The organism is Paraburkholderia jirisanensis, from assembly GCF_054782355.1.
Genome location: NZ_BAAGSQ010000033.1, coordinates 1071154 through 1087715 on the forward strand (window position 1 = coordinate 1071154; position 16562 = coordinate 1087715).

The following is a 16562-nucleotide window of genomic DNA, read 5'->3' on the forward strand; positions in this document are numbered from 1 at the left end:
CTATCCGCATCGGCTGCGCCGTTCGCCGTAAGCTCACCAAGCTGACTAGCTGACTAAGCCGCCGCCTCGCGCGCGTCGTTCTGCGCGAGCTCAAGCCGATTGCCGCCGTGCGCTTTCGCCGCGTACAAAGCGCGATCGGCGGCGGCCAGCAGATCGGCGAGCACGGGCACGCCACCGGTGGAATACGCGAGGCCGATGCTGACGGTAGCCTGAATCGCCACACCATCGATCCGACGCGAGATCGTCGCGGCGAAACGCCTGACGACGGCCTCACCCACCTCTTGCGCGCGAAGACTGTCATGCTGAGGCAGCAGCGCCGCGAACTCTTCGCCGCCGATGCGCGCGACAATCGCGTCGGGTCCCAACACGCCTTGAGCGACCTGCGCAAACGACTTCAGCACCAGGTCACCGGTTTCGTGGCCGTAACGATCGTTGATCGACTTGAAGTGATCGAGGTCGATCGCCAGCAATGCAACCGGCTGCGATCCGACCTCGCGCATCGCCCGCGAACCCTGTTCGAAAAACCATCTGCGATTGCCGAGGCCCGTCAGATAATCGGTTTGCGATTCACGCAAAAGCTCGCCGTGCGCTTCCTCGCGCACGAGCCTTAGCAAGGTCATCGGCAACACGACCGAGTACAACACGCCCTCGTACATCGTGATTTTGCCGGTCTCGATCAGCCACTCCCGACCATACATTGCCACCAGCCACGGCAGCACCAATGCCCTGAACGCATAGAACAGCGCATGTCCGCCCGACACGATTGCCGGAATATGCCGCGATTGCAGCCATTTCATGCCGTCGATGCGCATCAGCTCGCGCGCCGTCATACCGCAAGCCAGCGCAATCGGAATCGCGCTCAGGTAATTCCACATCAGGTCGAGCCGCTTGGCACCGGCGATTGCCCACGTCAGTGCGAGTGCAACGAGTATGGCCAGCGACACGCCGACGTAACGGCGCCCGCTGAACGACGCGACCCCTTGCAGAACGAACAGATAGCCGGCGACGATGATCAGGTTGCTCAATGCAGAGCCTGTCACGCCGGGCAAGTCGTGACGAAACGACGCGACCGCGCAGCCGACGGCAAGCGTGGCATAGGCAGCAGCCAATAGCGTCAACGCCTTGCGGCGTTGAGGATGACTGCGGCGCTCCCAAAGCGTCATGCCGGAACTGGCCAGAAGCGTTCCGATCGCAAGGAGATAAAGGGTTATAAGATCGACGTGCATCGCGGACGTGAAAGCGCAGCGCTAGTGCATTGCGGCGGGCAGACGCATTTTACCCGGAAAATCCGGCAGGACTGCGGCATCATTCGGTAGTCCTGCAGCGGGCATGCGCGATGCTAACTTATGCAGATCGCCTGAACCGCGGGCGACGTCGAGCATCGCATACGCATGTTGCCCCATGACCGATCCGATCGATTCCGAGCGCACCGCAGCGCGCATTGAAGCCGCTACCGGCAAGGAGCGCGCTGACGAAGCTGTCGAGGCCGAAGCCGACATCGACACAGCGCCCGCCGCGTCGCCGCGTGTTCGCGCGCCTCGCCCGCGCCGCATACCGAAGACGCGCGCCGAGCCCACGCGCGACACGTTCACCTCCGCCGCCTATCTACCGGATCCCGCCAAAGCAGACGTGCCGTTCGATACGCGTCTGCAGCAATGGTTCGACGCACGTACGTGGCAGCCATTCGAATTCCAGCATGAAGTGTGGCGCGCGCTCGCAGCCGGCTCGAGCGGCCTGCTGCATGCCACCACCGGCGCCGGCAAAACATGGGCCGTCTGGTTCGGCGCGCTGGCCGCGTTCGCCGCTCACACCCCGCGCGCACTCGCCGATCCGCTGACAGTGCTGTGGATCACGCCGATGCGCGCGCTCGCCGCCGACACCGCCCGCGCGCTGCAAAGCTCGGCACGCGAGCTCGCGGTGCCATGGACCGTCGGCTTGCGCACCGGCGACACCAGCTCGACCGAACGCGCGCGCCAAAGCCGGCGCATGCCGAGCGCACTCGTGACGACGCCGGAAAGCCTCACACTGCTGCTCACGCGCAGCGATGCGCGCGATGAACTGAAGCACGTGCGCGTCGTCGTCGTCGATGAATGGCACGAGCTGCTCGGCAACAAACGCGGCACGCAGACCCAGCTCGCGATCGCGCGCCTCGCACATTGGCGTGCCGATCTGCAGGTATGGGGGCTGTCGGCGACGCTCGGCAATCTCGGCTTCGCAGCAGACGTACTGCTCGCGCCGGTCCGCACACCGCGCACGTCGGTCAGCGGCATGCAGCCGAAAACGCTGATCGTCAATACGCTGATTCCCGCGACGATCGAACGCTTTCCATGGGGCGGCCATCTGGGTACGCGTCAGGTGGAACCGGTCGCGCAGGGTATCGACGAAGCGCGTACGTCGCTCGTGTTTACGAATACGCGCTCGCAAGCCGAGATCTGGTATCAGGCGCTGCTCGAATTGCGTCCGGACTGGGCCGGCCTGATCGCGCTGCATCACGGCTCGCTTGCACAGGAAGTGCGCGAATGGGTCGAGGACGGCCTGAAAAACGGCAAGCTGAAAGCCGTCGTATGTACGTCGAGCCTCGATCTCGGCGTCGATTTTCTGCCGGTCGAACGGGTGTTTCAGATCGGCTCGCCCAAAGGCGTCGCGCGGCTGATGCAGCGCGCCGGACGCTCCGGGCACGCGCCAGGCCGCGCGTCGCGCATCTCGATCGTGCCGACCCACGCGCTCGAACTGGTCGAAGCCGCCGCGGCGCGGCGCGCCGTTCAGGCGCGGCATATCGAGGGCCGCGACACACCGCGCAAGCCGTTCGACGTGCTGGTCCAGCATCTCGTCACGGTCGCGATCGGCGGCGGCTTCACCGCGCCCGAACTGTTCGACGAAGTGCGCACGAGCTTCGCGTACCACGACCTGAGCCCGGCAGAATTCGACTGGGCGCTTGCATTCGTCGAGCGCGGTGGCACGTCGCTGTCCGCCTATCCGGATTTCCACCGGGTGGTGCGCGACGCCGACGGCGTCTATCGCGTGCCGCGCGAGGATCTGATCCGGCGACACCGCAACAACGTCGGCACCATCGTCGCCAATGCGACGCTGCACGTTGCGTGGCTGACCGGCGGACGCATCGGGTCGATGGAAGAGTCGTTCATTTCGCGGCTCAAGCCCGGCGACGTGTTCACGTTTGGCGGCCGCGCACTCGAACTGGTGCGGGTGCGCGATATGACCGCCTACGTGCGGCGTGCGAGTTCGTCGCGCGGCGCGATGCCGCAGTGGGCGGGCAGCAAGATGCCGTTGTCGTCCGAGCTGGCGGATGCCACGCTGGCGATGCTCGCGGAAGCGGGCCGCGGCGTGTATGTCGAGCCGGAGATGATTGCCGTGCGGCCGTTGCTGGAATTGCAGGCAAGCTGGTCGGCATTGCCGGAAGCCGGCGTGCTGGTCGTCGAGGCGTTGCGCTCGCGCGAGGGCCACCACTTCTTCTGCTATCCGTTTGCGGGCCGCATCGCGCATATTGGTCTTGCGTCGCTGCTCGGCTGGCGTGCGGCGCGACATCAACCGGGCACGTTCTCGATCTCCGCGAACGACTACGGCTTCGAGCTGTTGTCGTCGCAACCATTCGATTGGGCCGCGCTGATCGCCGAAGGGCTTTTTTCATCGGCCCGCCTCGCCGACGACATCATCGAAAGCCTCAACGCCTCCGAGCTGGCGATGCGGCGCTTTCGCGAGATCGCCCGCGTCGCCGGTCTCGTCTATCAGGGGCACCCGGGGCAACACAAGAGTGCGCGGCAATTGCAGGCGTCGAGCGGGCTATTCTACGAAGTGTTTCGCAAGCACGACAGCGATAACCTGTTGCTCACACAAGCCGATACGGAGGTGCAGTTGCAGGAACTCGAACTTGACCGCATCAGTCGCGCGCTGGATACGATGAACACCAGCCGGCTCGCGTTGATGCACCCGAAAAAGCCGACGCCGTTCGCGTTTCCGTTGATCGTTGCGCGCATCCGCGAGAAGGTCAGCACCGAAAAACTCGCCGACCGCATCGAACGGATGCTGGCCGAACTCGACAAGGCGGCACGGTGAGCGCGTTCCAGAGCTTGACCGTCGACGTGAGTGGCCATTCGCTGCAGTTGTCTGCGCAGCGCGCCGCGTTCGATCCGCATCTAAAGAGCCTGCTGGTCGCCGATGCGCATTTCGGCAAGGATGCCGTGTTTCGCGCGCATGGCGTGCCGGTACCAAGCGGTTCGACGATGGACGATCTGGCGCGGCTCGATGCGTTGCTTGCTGCGTACCAACCGGAATCGATCGTGTTTCTCGGCGATCTGCTGCATGGCCGGGAATCGCTTGCGGGCGCAACGATAGACGCACTGACGCAATGGCGCGCACGGCATGCGTCGGTACGCATCGTGATGGTCGAAGGCAATCACGATCGCCTCGCAGGACACTTGCCGCCGGCGCTCGGCGTCGAGACAGTCGCGGAGCCGTGGCTGCACGGACCGTGGGCGCTGTGCCATTACCCGCGCGTAGTGGACGGCGCATATGCACTCGCGGGACACGAACACCCGGTGTATGTGATCGCAAGCCGGTCGGACTCCGTGCGCGTGCCCTGCTTTCGCTTTTCGTCGCGCTACGGGGTACTGCCGGCGTTTGGCGCATTCACGGGTGGCTTCGTCGTCAACCACCTGGCTGGCGACGCGCAGATCTACGCGGTCGCACAACACCGCGTGATTGCGGTACGCGAACGGCGCGAACAACGCTAGCGACGAATAGCGCCGGCGCGACCGCTCGCGCTATCGCGCACCACACGTCAGCGCGTGAGTTCGCGCACCGTCTGCTCCGTGGTCCACAGCGCATGCGCGAGATAGCGGAAGTTAATCAGCGCCGCGAGATAGCCGTCGCCATCCGGTAGCCGCGGGCCTGCAGTCGCATCGCGCACTACCACGACTTCGAAACCCTGTTCGATCAGCTCGCGCAGATGCGATTCGATGCAAAGATTCGCCGCCATGCCGGCGAGGATAATCTGCGAGACACCCTTCTTGCGAAGCTGTAGCGCGAGATCGTTGGTCTCGGGCCCATACACCTTGTGCGGCGATGCGATGATCGTTTTGCCGTCGAGGATGTACGGCTTGTACGCTTCCAGGAAGTCCGCGCCCGATCCCTCGAACCCCTCCAGCGTAGTCGGCCCTTTACGGTCGAACATGCAGATGTGGTGCATCACCTTCTCGAGCGGCCCGCCGAAGTGCCACTCATGGTCGCTCGGGTAGTAGTAATGCGGCGAAACAGCGACGGTAAGGCCGGTTGCTTTCGCGGTCTTGAACAGCTGATCCAGATGCGCGACCGTGTCGTTCTCCGTGATGCTCGGCCCGAACACCGACCATGCGGCACCCGTCGGACTCAGAAAGTCGTTCTGCGGATCGATCACCACCAGCGCGGCTTTCTGGCGATCCAGCCTGAAGCCGGTCTGCGGCAAGGCCGGATCTGCCGGATCGGCGTAGGGATTTGCGTTCTGCTGCACTGCCTCGTTGGCGTTACTCATGAGAACCTCTGCACGTGAAGGTGATGACATCATCGGAGAGCGAACATCGCCCTTTAATAAATGACCGGTCGCTTTATAAAAAGAGTAAAAAAATCAGCGCATCAGCCGCGGCAAAACGATCTTCTCGAAACGCTCGTACGCGTTACCGTTCTGTTCGATCTTGCCGCGCATCACTGCGCCTTCATACGCCTCAATCAGAATCGCCGACAATTCGTCGACGTTCTGCTTGCGGTCAAGCTCGTTGCGCGCCTGCGCGTCGCGCAGGCATAACGCAAGCGCGCTTTGCCAGCGCGCCAGCAAGGCCAGCAGTTTCGCGCGGGTTTCGTCGCTGCCATTCGATAGTTCCAGCGACAGGTTGCCGATCAGGCAGCCCAGTGCGAAATCATGCTTGCCATGGTCATCGGTCAGTGCGCGGAAGAACTTCGCAATGCGCGTAAGCGGCTTGATGCGCGCGTCATACAGAATCGGCCCGTGGCGCTCTTCGATGGACTGCCAGTATTCTTCGAGAATCTCGGCCGCAAAGGCTTCCTTGCTGTCGAAGTAGTTGTAGAACGACCCTTTCGGCACGCCGGCTGCCGCGGTAATGTCCTGCACGCCGCAGCCGTTGAAACCCATGTCATGCACGATGTCGCGCCCGACTGAAAGCAGTCGCGAACGCACTTCGGGGTTAGCTGGACGTGGCACCTTGGTTACTCTCGTATCGGGTTGATGGGATAGCAAGATAACCGGTCATCTATTTATTGTCAAACGCGCGTAATGTCGCGTAGCATGCGCAACGTGGCGCCGTCGGCGTAGCCCACTTTAGTGGCAATCGTATCGAGGTCCATCGAGGTGGTCTCGATCAGATGTCTCGCGCACTCCACCCGTCGGCCCTGGAAGTAGGACAGCGACGATTTGCCGAGCACCGTCTCGGCGCGTCGCTGCAAGGCAGGCCATGGCCATTCTGAAAGTTATCGAGCGGAACACGAGAATGCGCATGGCGTAAATGATGCGAAAATTGTCATTTGCGGTACTACCGCCGTGCACCGTCCGAGTCTATCCTTGGCGGCGGCGGAAAGTTCAACGCAGGAGGAGACAATGTCTGAAGCAGCATCGGTTGTAGTAGCGAGCGATACGAACCGCGCTCACCCGCTCGACGCAGTGATCTGGCATGCGCTCACCGGCAGGCAGCGCAGCCTCGCGGTGGGCGACGAGCGGGCCGTGCGGTTCGCGACGGACGTCGCGCCGTTTGGCGCCATTGCCGATACCAGCGCCGCATCTTTTGAAGCATTGCGCAGCCTGGTCGCGCAGCACGGGTCGGTCGCGCTGGTCACGCCGGGCGAGCTCGCGGTGCCGTCCGGCTTCTCCGTGGCTCGGCGTGCGACGCTGAGTCAAATGGTCTGGCAGGGTCGGCACGAGCCGGAAGCGGCGGCGGAGCCAACGGAATACGTCGAGCTAGACCGGCGCGATGTGCCGGACATGCTTGCGCTGACCGCGGCAACGCAGCCGGGTCCATTCGGCCCTCGTACGATTGAATTGGGCCGCTACCTCGGCGTGCGCAAGGAAGGCAAACTCGCCGCGATGGCCGGCGAGCGCTTGAAACTCGACGGATTCACGGAAATCAGCGCGGTCTGCGTGAATCCCGCGTTTCGAGGGCAAGGCCTCGCGGGCAGCTTGATGCAGCAGTTGATCGCGGCGACACACGCACGCGGCGAGACGCCCTTCCTGCACGTCTTCACGACGAACCACACGGCCGTCGCGCTGTACCGCAGGCTGGGTTTCGAGCAGCGGCACGAGATGCATCTGACGGTGCTCGATGCTGAGCACGAATAACCCACGCAGGCCAAGCGCTCATCTTTGCTTCGCATGCGCCGCCAGCAATTGCTGATGGTGCACTTCGGTTTCGTCATCGGCGGGGAACAGGCATTCGAGGCGCAGCTCCTGCGCGGCCACGTTTCGAGGCGCGCCGACGTTCGTCACCAGCGAGAAATAGCGAAGCACCGTTGCGCCGCTGACGAAACCAAGCGGCACCACCGGCGTCGCGGGTGCCGCCGCAGGCGCATGCCAGGTCTGCCAGTCGCGCGGCACGTCGGGGTACGCAAGCAGTTCGTCGAGCAGACGCGTGGTGTCGCCGTCGATCACCTGCCCAACCGATTCGCGATGCACGCGCTGCAGCAGGCTGCGCGACACGCTATCCCAGTCCGCCACGAACGGCCGCATACCGTGCGGATCGAACATCAGGTGCAGCATGTTGCGCGGACCCTGGCGCGCGGTCATATCGATGAAACAGTTGAAAAAGCGCGGCGCGGCATCGTTGGTCATCAGCACGTTCCAGTGCCGGTCCATCACGATCGCAGGAAACGGTTCGTGTTGGCGCATCACGCGTTCGAGCGCGCGCACGATGCTTTGCATTTCCGCGGCATCCCATGGCGCTTCCGAGTATATCGGCGCGTAGCCCGCGGCGAGCAGCAACGCATTGCGTTCGCGCAACGGCACATCGAGCGTTTGCGCGAGCGTCAGCAGCGTATCGCGGCCCGGCACGCTGCGCCCGCTTTCTATGAAGCTGATCTGCCGCTGCGAGAATCCCGCCTGTAGCGACAGATCCAGCTGGCTCACGCCACGCGCACTGCGCCAGTAACGCAGCAGCTTGCCGAGTTCGCCTGACGGCGCGTGCGCATCGCGACTGCTTGCGTTCATCGGCGCTCCTTGAGGTGGGTGTTCGACTATAGCGAACTCATGCGCCTCGCGCGTGCCAGACAAATTCCTCGAACGGCCCTTCGAGCGGCGGCTGGGTCACGCTGCTTGCGTAGTTGGTGATGGTCGATGCGGCGACGACCGCGATGACTTCGAGTATCTGCTCGTGGCTGAACCGGGCTTCGATGAACTGTTGCTGGTCCGCTTCGGAAATACGTCCGCGCTCTTCGATTAGCTTACGCGCCAGTTGGGACAGCGCGGCCAAGCTGGTGTCGTCGGGCAGCCGGCCGTGCCGGATCGCGTCGACAGCGGCAGCAGGCACGCGTTGCTTCAACGCGAGCGCGGTGTGAAACGCAACCGGCCATTCGCTCGCATTCGTTACCGCATTGGTCAGCAACAAGGTCTGGATCTGCGCTTCGGTCAAACTGCTTGCATGCACGCGCTCGAATAGCCCGATAAACCCGTTGATCAACACCGGCGACGCAGCCATCACGGCGGCAATATTCGGCACCAGCCCAAACGCCTGCTGTAGTTGCCGTAGCACCGGCGTCGATGCGTGCGGCGCGGTTTCGATCGTGTGGACGGGATAGTGGGACATGACCTCTCCTTGACAGTGAGCGCCGCCGGAACAGCGGCGCGATAGCCAAAGAGTAGAGAGCGTCACGCTGCACGCCAATTACATGACATGTAATCGCCGCGCCGATGGCAACGCAAGCCGAGGCAGAGGCAACACGCAAGAACGGCGCACGCCCACTGTCCGTCAACCTCGCCCGCTTCACACGCCGCGCGGCATCCCGCTCGCGTCGCGCGCCGCGACCTCCTCGACCCGCCGCCGCGCCATAAACCAGTAGAACAGCGCCGCACATCCGGCAATCACGCCGCCGATGATGAACGCGAGCGAATAGGACCCCGTGCGATCGACGATAAACCCCGCCACCACCGGTGAAAACGCGCCGCCGAAATAGCCGCCGAAGTTCTGCACCGAACTCACCGAAGCAACCATCGATGACGGCGCGATATCCGCGGCAAGCGCCCATGCATTGCCGATGGTTGCCGAGATGAAGGCGAGGCCGATCGTCATCAGGCACACGGTGGTGACGAGCGACTGCACGAACGGTAACGCAATCGCGCACACGCCGGCAGCAAGCGAGCAGCAGACGATCACGATGCGCTTCGCGCGCATCGGCGAAACACCCCTGCCGTCGACCATGCTCTTGACCACCCACCCCGCGGCGATCTCACCAAGCGCGCCACCAACCCACGGAATGCTCGCGTACACACCAAGTTGCGCCAACGAAATGTGAAAGCGGTCCAGCAGATACAGCGGCAGAAACACGAGAAACAGATTCCACAGCCAGATCGCGCAGAAATAACCGAGCACCATGCCCCACACACTGCGATACGTGAACAGGTCGCGCCACCTGATCGACGAACTCGACAGCGAGCGCTCGTGGCCGCCGCCGCCCGCCTCGATATACGCGAACTCTTCGCGCGACAGCCGCTTGCTGTCCTTCGGATTGCGGTACAGCAGCAGAAACAGCACCGCGAACACGATGCCGAGCGCACCGGTCACATGAAACAGCGAGCGCCAGCCGAAGCTAATCATCAACGCGACCAGCAACGCGGGCGCGAGCGCCGGCCCCCACTTCGACGACGAATCCCAGATGCCGGTGGCAAAGCCGCGCTCCTTGGCGGGGAACCATGCGGCGGTGATCTTCGCGCCGGTCGGCCAGCATGGCGCCTCGCCGATCGCGAGCAGCACGCGCATCGCCAGCAGCGCACCGATCGAGCCGACCACGCCGGTCAGCCAGGTCGCCGCGCTCCACCAGATCATGCCGATCGCATAGGCCTTTTTCGCGCCGAAACGGTCGATCAGCCAGCCGGCGGGCAACTGCATCACCGCGTAAGTCCACGAGAACACGGTACCGAGCAGACCGATCTGCGTACGCGTGAGTCCCAGATCGTGAATCATGCCGGGCGCGGCGATCGCGAGATTGGCACGGTCGAGATAGTTGATCACGCCGCCTATCAACAGCCACACCAGTACCGTCCAGCGGAACTGCTGGCGCGTCGTGGCCTTAACGGCAGCGCCGTGCGCGGCGGAATTGTCGCTCATCGTGTCTCCTCCCTCATCGGTGGTTGGGGAATGTAGGTTTGTTCCGATGATAAGGGGCGATGCGCTTGCGCGTCAGGCGCAGCTGACGCGCGTCAAGATTTGGGTTTTGCCGCCGCGCGCGAGATCAGGGCGCCAGGCATCTGGGCGCTGGGCGCTGGGCGCTGGGCGCTGGGCGCTGGGCGCTGGGCGCTGGGCGCTGGGCGCTGGGCGCTGGGCGCTGGGCGCTGGGCGCTGGGCGCTGGGCGCTAGGCGCTAGGCGCTAGGCGCTGGGCGCTGGGCGCTAGGCGCTAGGCGCCGGGCATCTGGGCATCTGGGCATCTGGGCATCTGGGCATCTGGGCATCTGGGCATCTGGGCATCTGGGCATCTGGGCATCTGGGCATCTGGGCATCTGGGCATCTGGGCGTCCGGGCACCCGGGCTCAGGGTTACCCGGGCGCCGGTCTGCCCGGCGCTGCGTCACCCATCCGGCCGGCTCACGCATTGCCTTCGTCGAGCGCCATGTCGGCCATCATGTCCGCCGCCAGCGATTCGAGCAGCGTGCGCAACGCGTCGATCGACATCGACTCCGGCACCGCGAGCACCGCGTTGACGCCGAATTGATGCGCGCCGGCCGGCGCGTGCTCCAGCGCCGTGCTCAGTTCCTCGATGCTGACGTCGTGCGCCGACAGGCTCGCCGAAAAATCCTGCACGATGCCGGGACGGTCGGGCGCCGTCAGCACCAGCGACACGCGGCGCCGGCCGCGCCCGAGCGGCAGCAGATCGCTGCGCGCGATCACCACGCGCAGCCCCGCGCTCTCGAGATCGCGCAACGCGGTGGTCAACGCATCGGCGTGGCGCTGCGGCACTTCGAACTGCACCATGCCGGCAAACTGGGTGCCGAGACTCGCCATGCGGCTGCCGGTCCAGTTCGCGCCGAAGGCCCGCGCGCGCTCCGACAGCAGATTGACGATGCCCGGACGATCGGCACCGATCGCGGTGACCACCAGCATCGCCAGCGGCCCTGTGGACTCCTCGGTGAGTTCGATGCGCCGCCGGATAATCGGCGCACGCGTCGCGAACTGCTCGTCCTGCATATGCGCCGGCAGTTCGCCGTGCTCGCGCGCGTGATGCACGACCCGCAGCAGCAACGCGAGGCCCATCGGCGCCAGCGCGCGCTCCCACAGTTCACGCGCGGTTTCGCCCTGTTTGACGAAGCACCAGTCCTGCGCCGCGATCGCACCGGCGTCCCAGCCGTGCGACAGGTGGTAGATCGAGCCGCCGGCAATCGGGTCGCCTTCGAGAATGGTCCATTCGACCGCCGCAATCCCGCGATGGCGCGGCAGCAGCGACGGGTGGTAGCCGACCCCGCCCAGACGCGAGCGCGCCAACGCTTCGTCGGTGACGCGCGCATGCGTGTGGGCGGCGATGATCAGGCCGGTATCGGACGGAATCGCGCTCGCGTCGACGCGCCGCGGATTGTCGTGGATCGCTGTCGGCAGACCGGCTGCCCGGGCAGCGACAGCCAGGCGATCGTCGGCAGAAGGGGCGACGACCCCGGCAATCTCGATGCCGTCGGCCCGAAACGCTTCGAGTACCGAAGCGCCGAAATATCGCGATCCCACGATCGTGCATTTCATTCATCTGTCTCCGTGTTGGGGTGCGGTGGGTGCGGCCGGGTGCCGCTCGCACCGGCGTAAGCGTACGCGAAACTGCGCTGGCAGGCAGCCGCGCGGATTTCTGACGAGGGGTTCTGCGTGCGGCGCAGGGGTTTTGCTGCGGCGCCGGGCGATCGGGTCAGCGGGCGATCTGGCCAGCGGGCCAGCGGGCCACCGGGCCACCGGGCCACCGGGCCACCGGGCCACCGGGCCACCGGGCCACCGGGCCACTGGGCAATCGGACCATCGGACCGCCACCGGCCGATTGCGGACATTCCTGTCCAAAGTGATGCAACGCGCAACCCGTTTTTCTCGCGGCCGCGAGCCTCTACATTTGACGTCAAGCGCAGCCGGCCGCGGACATCTGAAAAGCGGCTTCGGCTCATCCGTTACCGAATCGAACCTTGCAGGAAACCATCATGTCGCAGCTCTTTTCGAAAGTCGCCGTCGGCCCTTATGAATTCGCGCACCGCGTGGTGCTCGCGCCGCTTACCCGCATGCGTGCCGAAAGCGGCGCGCGCCCCGGCCCGCTGATGGCCGAGTACTACGCGCAGCGCACCTCGCCGGGCGCCCTGCTGATCGCCGAAGCCACCATCGCCGCAGCAAACGGCAACGGCTACCTGGGCGCGCCCGGTATGTATGACGATAGCCAGATCGCCGGCTGGAAACAGGTGACCGACGCCGTGCATGCGAAGGGCGGCAAGATTTTCCAGCAGCTGTACCATGCGGGCCGTCAATCGAACGCCCAGTTGCAGCCGGACGGCGGCCGCCCGGTCGGCCCGTCGGAAGTGCCGCACGGCGGCGTTGCATACACGGAAGCCGGCTGGGTGCCCAATACGCCGAATCGCGCACTCGAGACGGCGGAACTCCCCGCTATCGTCGAAAGTTTTCGCACGGCGGCCGAGCGCAGCCTGAAGGCCGGTTTCGACGGCATCGAACTGCATGGCGCGAACGGCTATCTGTTCGACCAGTTCCTGCAGGACGGCAGCAACCGCCGCACCGATGCGTACGGTGGCTCGATCGCCAACCGGGCGCGCCTGCTGCTCGACGCGACGCGCGCGGTGATTTCGGTGTGGGGCGCGGACAAGGTCGCGGTGCGCATCGGCCCGAGCGGTTCGTGGGGCGATATGTCCGATAGCGACCCGGCCGCGCTGTTCGCCCATGTGGCCGACGAGCTCGACAAACTCGGCATCGCGTATCTGCACCTGATCGAGCCGCGCATCGCCGGCAATGTCGAGGACGACGCGCGCGACCAGCAGCCGGTTGCGGCACGTACGATGCGCGCGCACTTCCACGGCCCGATCGTCGTGGCAGGCGGCTTCGACGGCGCCAGCGCGGAAGCGATCGTGAAAGCCGGCGACGCGGATCTGGTGGCGTTCGGCCGGCATTTCATCGCCAACCCGGATCTGCCGGAACGGCTGCGCCGCCAACTGCCGCTGAATGGCTACGACCGCCCGAGTTTCTTCGGCGGCAGCGAGATCGGCTACACCGACTATCCGTTCTACGACGAAGAAGCGGTCGCGGCCTGAACCCCGTATCAACCGGTCACGTGGCTCGCCACGTGACGGACCAGCGTGACCAGCGACTCGCCGGCCAGCATGCCGAGCAGCCCGACCAGGGCGATCGCAGGCGGCGCCGGCGATTTCACGTCGAGCACGCCGTACAGTGCGCCGGCCAGCACGCCGACTGCGAGCGAAACGACATAGGCTTTCACGTCGATCTCCTGTGCTTCGATTCAATTCGTGTGGCGATAGTGAGGCGGGTGAGGCGCAGGTCTTGAGCGTGGGCGATAGGTCGGACTCATCGACCACACTCATAGGCCCCACTCATCGGCCGCGCTCAAATGTTTGGCTCAAATGTTTGGCTCAAATGTTTGGCTCAAATGCGTGGCTCACATGCGCAGCACCACGCGGCCGCGCGTGCCCGCCGCGACAGCGGCATAGGCGGCGCGTGCATCGGCCAGAGAGAACGATTGCGCGATGGTCGGCGGCGCATAGCGGCCTTGTTCGAAGCCCGGCACCAACGCGCCGAGCAGCGGCGCCGAATCGGTCACACCGAGTTTCGCGCTGTCCGCGCCGAACAGCTGCGTTTCGTTGTGATAGAAGTCGATCAGATCGAACTCGACCCGCCGTTTGCCGGTTGCGCTGATTTCGACCACCCGCCCACGGCGTTTCACAAGGCCAAGCGCCAGTTCGAACACCACCCCGCCGACCGCATCGAATACGACGTCGACACCGCCGCCGGCCAGCGCCCTCACGCGTTGCGCGGCATCGTCGCCGATCTGCACATAGTCGTCGATCAGGCGGCCGGCTGGCGAATCCGGGTCCGGCGCATGACGATCGACGGCGATCACGCGCGCGCCGCGCGCGTTGGCGATCTGCGTCACCGCACCGCCGACGCCGCCCGACGCGCCGATCACTGCAATCGTCTCGCCGGCCGCGAGTTGCGCGTATTCGACCGTACCCAGCCACGCGACGACGAAATTCACGCCGATCGACGCGGCCTGCTGATGGCTCAGATTGGCCGGTTTGCGCGCAAGCGAAGCAACCGGTACGCGGATGAACTGCGCATGCGTACCGTCGCGCGTGAAGCCGATGTCGCCGCCGGTGCCCCACACTTCAGCGCCGATCCATTGCGCCGGACCATCGGCGACCACGCCGCTGAAATCGCGGCCCGGCACACGCGGCGGCACGGTGTGCGAAAAATGTCCGGCCACGTTTTTCACGTCGCTCGGATTGACCGATGCCGCTTCGATGCGCACGACCGCGTGGTCGGCGTCGGCAGCCGGTGTGGCGAGCTCGACGTACTCCAGTACGCCTGGTTCGCCAAACGATTTGAATTGAACGGCTTTCATGATTTGCTCCTGATCGGTGGACACTGCCGCGGCGATTGCTTCGCAGCGCAACAGAAGCAAGTTTATGGAATCGCCACGGCGCGTCAGGACAAGCTGTTTCGAGTTTCGGACAAGCGCGGGTGGACCCTCCTGCCCCGACCGCCCCCACCGCCCTTACTGCTCTTGCACCACACGCGTTGCGCCGCCGGCCAATGTGTCGCTTGCCGCGAACGCGCTGGGCGCCACGCCCAGTTCGCGCCGGAACATATCGCTGAAACTGCTCAGCCGATAGCCGAGCGCATGCGCCACCGCACTGATCGATTGCCCTTCCGCGAGCCGCGATAGCGCAATCGCCAGCTGAACCTGGCGCCGCCATTCGGCGAAGCCCACACCCAGCGCGCGCGAGAACAGCCGCGCGAGCGTCCTGACACTCGCGCCGACCGACGCGGCGTGCTGCTCGAAGCTGATATCGACCGACGGATTCTCGATCACCGCATGACACAGCGCGTCGAGCCGCCGGTCCGATGCGTCGGGGAGCGGAATACGCAACGAATAGCGGGCCGCATGCGCAAGCTCGAGCGCGACGAGCCGGTATGCGGTGTCCCGATATCGCGAATCGCGCTCGGCTTCATGCTCGGCGAGCGTCGTGATCAGTTCGCGCAGCAGACCGTTGACGTCGAACACGTCCGGCTTGCTGCTCAGGTGCTGCACGTCGGCTTCCCGCAGATACAGGTTGCGCATGTCTACCGCGGTCATCATCCGGATCGAGTGCACCGTGTCGGGCGGCAGCCACACCGCGCGCTGCGGCGGCACGACGAGTGCTTCCCGGCCTACTTCGACCCACATCACACCGGCCACCGCATAGAGAATCTGCGCCCATGCATGCGCGTGCGGATCGATCCGCAAGCCGCGCGGATAGTGTCGGGCCAGCGACTTGCCGCGTGCTGCGTCGCTGGTGAGGTCGGGGGGCAGAGCTTGTGGCATCGGAATGGGGTATGAGCACGACAGAGACCGGCACAAGCATACCAACCGACAGCGTCCAGCACGCGCCTGTTAGCCGGCAGCGCCCGAATAGGCGGCCTGCAGCGCAGCGACGTCGAACTTAACCATGCTCATCATCGCGGCCGCGACACGCGCGGCCTTCACCGGATCGGGGTCGGCGATCATCGGGATCAGGTCGTTCGGCACGATCTGCCACGACACGCCGAAGCGGTCTTTCAACCAGCCGCACGCATCGGTCGAACCGCCGCCTTCGAGCAGCCCGCTCCAGTAGCGGTCGAGTTCGGCCTGATCGGCACAGTTGACCATCAGTGAAATCGAATGATTGAAGGTGTCGGGTTGCCCGGAGCTCATCGCAATGAAGGGCTGGCCGAACAGAACGAACTCGACCACTCTGGTGTCGCCGGCACCCGGCACCGGCGTGACGCGATCGACGTGCGAATCCGGAAAGATCCCCGCATAGAAAGCCGCGGCTGCTTCGGCTTCTTTGGCATACCAGAGGAAAGGCGTGATCTTTTGAATCGTCATGGCAAATCTCCCGTCAATGTATCGGCTGAACGCGCACGCAGCGCAAAACGCCTGCTGCCCGTTCAGACGACGAACGAAGACCATCCGGATCGACACGCCGACAAAAAGTTACCTTCCTGGCGGCTGCGGCCATGCACGACGATTGATTGATGAGTCGGGTTCGGTACCGCGTGCACGCCCGGCCATCTTATCCGATCGCCGATTCACCTCCAGCACGAGGCGACGCTACGTACACGCGGGCACGCATGCGCGCC

At 64.9% G+C, this 16562-nt stretch carries 16 protein-coding genes; 4 read left to right on the forward strand and 12 right to left on the reverse strand.

The features are described from left to right. Positions 1-53: 53 nt before the first annotated feature. Positions 54-1226: a GGDEF domain-containing protein gene (locus ACYVNQ_RS36800; protein WP_460910550.1), complete on the reverse strand. Its 1173-nt coding sequence runs from the start codon at positions 1224-1226 to the stop codon at positions 54-56. 175 nt (positions 1227-1401) lie between these two features. On the opposite strand from ACYVNQ_RS36800, the gene ACYVNQ_RS36805 reads away from it, so the two are divergent. Together ACYVNQ_RS36805 and pdeM are read left to right on the forward strand one after the other, a co-directional pair. Continuing rightward, entirely contained in the window at positions 1402-4071 is a 2670-nt protein-coding gene (locus tag ACYVNQ_RS36805; protein ID WP_460910552.1) for a ligase-associated DNA damage response DEXH box helicase, read from the forward strand. Continuing rightward, positions 4068-4748, forward strand: coding sequence for a ligase-associated DNA damage response endonuclease PdeM (gene pdeM / locus ACYVNQ_RS36810; RefSeq protein WP_460910554.1), 681 nt, complete (start codon positions 4068-4070; stop codon positions 4746-4748). Before ACYVNQ_RS36805 ends, pdeM begins: the two co-directional genes overlap by 4 nt. A 47-nt stretch (positions 4749-4795) precedes the next feature. Here the strand turns inward: pdeM and ACYVNQ_RS36815 are convergent, their stop codons facing one another. From ACYVNQ_RS36815 to ACYVNQ_RS36825, 3 genes are all read right to left on the reverse strand, one after another. Continuing rightward, entirely contained in the window at positions 4796-5524 is a 729-nt protein-coding gene (locus tag ACYVNQ_RS36815; protein ID WP_460910557.1) for a cysteine hydrolase family protein, read from the reverse strand. A gap of 93 nt (positions 5525-5617) precedes the next feature. Next, a complete protein-coding gene (locus ACYVNQ_RS36820) occupies positions 5618-6208 on the reverse strand; it encodes a TetR/AcrR family transcriptional regulator (RefSeq protein ID WP_460910559.1) in 591 nt (196 codons plus the stop codon). Between the two features lie 59 nt (positions 6209-6267). Continuing rightward, positions 6268-6450, reverse strand: coding sequence for a helix-turn-helix domain-containing protein (locus tag ACYVNQ_RS36825; RefSeq protein WP_460910562.1), 183 nt, complete (start codon positions 6448-6450; stop codon positions 6268-6270). A gap of 151 nt (positions 6451-6601) precedes the next feature. Between ACYVNQ_RS36825 and ACYVNQ_RS36830 the strand changes: the two genes are divergently transcribed. Beyond that, positions 6602-7336, forward strand: coding sequence for a GNAT family N-acetyltransferase (locus ACYVNQ_RS36830; RefSeq protein ID WP_460911258.1), 735 nt, complete (start codon positions 6602-6604; stop codon positions 7334-7336). Between the two features lie 18 nt (positions 7337-7354). Here the strand turns inward: ACYVNQ_RS36830 and ACYVNQ_RS36835 are convergent, their stop codons facing one another. From ACYVNQ_RS36835 to ACYVNQ_RS36850, 4 genes are all read right to left on the reverse strand, one after another. After that, positions 7355-8200 (reverse strand): helix-turn-helix domain-containing protein, encoded by an 846-nt coding sequence (locus tag ACYVNQ_RS36835; RefSeq protein WP_460910564.1) that lies wholly within the window; start codon positions 8198-8200, stop codon positions 7355-7357. Between the two features lie 37 nt (positions 8201-8237). Continuing rightward, on the reverse strand, positions 8238-8795 hold the full coding sequence (locus tag ACYVNQ_RS36840) for a carboxymuconolactone decarboxylase family protein (protein ID WP_460910567.1): 558 nt from the start codon (positions 8793-8795) through the stop codon (positions 8238-8240). A 177-nt stretch (positions 8796-8972) separates the two neighbouring features. Further along, positions 8973-10313: an MFS transporter gene (locus ACYVNQ_RS36845; protein WP_460910570.1), complete on the reverse strand. Its 1341-nt coding sequence runs from the start codon at positions 10311-10313 to the stop codon at positions 8973-8975. Positions 10314-10787: 474 nt separating this feature from the next. Beyond that, complete coding sequence (locus ACYVNQ_RS36850; RefSeq protein WP_460910572.1) at positions 10788-11930, reverse strand: ACT domain-containing protein; 1143 nt, start codon at positions 11928-11930, stop codon at positions 10788-10790. Between the two features lie 437 nt (positions 11931-12367). Here ACYVNQ_RS36850 and ACYVNQ_RS36855 point away from each other — a divergent pair, with 437 nt between their 5' ends. Then, entirely contained in the window at positions 12368-13477 is a 1110-nt protein-coding gene (locus ACYVNQ_RS36855) for an alkene reductase (protein WP_460910575.1), read from the forward strand. 8 nt (positions 13478-13485) lie between these two features. Here ACYVNQ_RS36855 and ACYVNQ_RS36860 read toward each other — a convergent pair whose 3' ends face one another. The 4 genes from ACYVNQ_RS36860 to ACYVNQ_RS36875 form a co-directional block, all read right to left on the reverse strand. Further along, positions 13486-13662 (reverse strand): DUF1427 family protein, encoded by a 177-nt coding sequence (locus ACYVNQ_RS36860; RefSeq protein ID WP_460910577.1) that lies wholly within the window; start codon positions 13660-13662, stop codon positions 13486-13488. Positions 13663-13839: 177 nt separating this feature from the next. Then, positions 13840-14802 carry a quinone oxidoreductase family protein gene (locus tag ACYVNQ_RS36865; protein WP_460910580.1) on the reverse strand — a complete coding sequence of 321 codons (963 nt, stop codon included), beginning with the start codon at positions 14800-14802 and terminating at the stop codon, positions 13840-13842. A gap of 153 nt (positions 14803-14955) precedes the next feature. After that, complete coding sequence (locus ACYVNQ_RS36870) at positions 14956-15765, reverse strand: AraC family transcriptional regulator (protein ID WP_460910582.1); 810 nt, start codon at positions 15763-15765, stop codon at positions 14956-14958. A 69-nt stretch (positions 15766-15834) separates the two neighbouring features. After that, the gene (locus ACYVNQ_RS36875) at positions 15835-16308 is read right to left on the reverse strand and encodes a VOC family protein (protein ID WP_460910584.1); all 474 of its coding nucleotides are present in this window, start codon (positions 16306-16308) and stop codon (positions 15835-15837) included. Positions 16309-16562: the final 254 nt, after the last annotated feature.

Coding starts and splice junctions, on each gene's coding strand:
- ACYVNQ_RS36815 (WP_460910557.1), bottom strand. CDS start 5,524: ATGAGTAACGCCAACGAGGCAGTGCAGCAGAACGCAAATCCCTACGCC.
- ACYVNQ_RS36865 (WP_460910580.1), bottom strand. CDS start 14,802: ATGAAAGCCGTTCAATTCAAATCGTTTGGCGAACCAGGCGTACTGGAG.
- ACYVNQ_RS36840 (WP_460910567.1), bottom strand. CDS start 8,795: ATGTCCCACTATCCCGTCCACACGATCGAAACCGCGCCGCACGCATCG.
- ACYVNQ_RS36835 (WP_460910564.1), bottom strand. CDS start 8,200: ATGAACGCAAGCAGTCGCGATGCGCACGCGCCGTCAGGCGAACTCGGC.
- ACYVNQ_RS36805 (WP_460910552.1), top strand. CDS start 1,402: ATGACCGATCCGATCGATTCCGAGCGCACCGCAGCGCGCATTGAAGCC.
- ACYVNQ_RS36845 (WP_460910570.1), bottom strand. CDS start 10,313: ATGAGCGACAATTCCGCCGCGCACGGCGCTGCCGTTAAGGCCACGACG.
- ACYVNQ_RS36800 (WP_460910550.1), bottom strand. CDS start 1,226: ATGCACGTCGATCTTATAACCCTTTATCTCCTTGCGATCGGAACGCTT.
- ACYVNQ_RS36850 (WP_460910572.1), bottom strand. CDS start 11,930: ATGAAATGCACGATCGTGGGATCGCGATATTTCGGCGCTTCGGTACTC.
- ACYVNQ_RS36870 (WP_460910582.1), bottom strand. CDS start 15,765: ATGCCACAAGCTCTGCCCCCCGACCTCACCAGCGACGCAGCACGCGGC.
- ACYVNQ_RS36855 (WP_460910575.1), top strand. CDS start 12,368: ATGTCGCAGCTCTTTTCGAAAGTCGCCGTCGGCCCTTATGAATTCGCG.
- ACYVNQ_RS36875 (WP_460910584.1), bottom strand. CDS start 16,308: ATGACGATTCAAAAGATCACGCCTTTCCTCTGGTATGCCAAAGAAGCC.
- ACYVNQ_RS36830 (WP_460911258.1), top strand. CDS start 6,602: ATGTCTGAAGCAGCATCGGTTGTAGTAGCGAGCGATACGAACCGCGCT.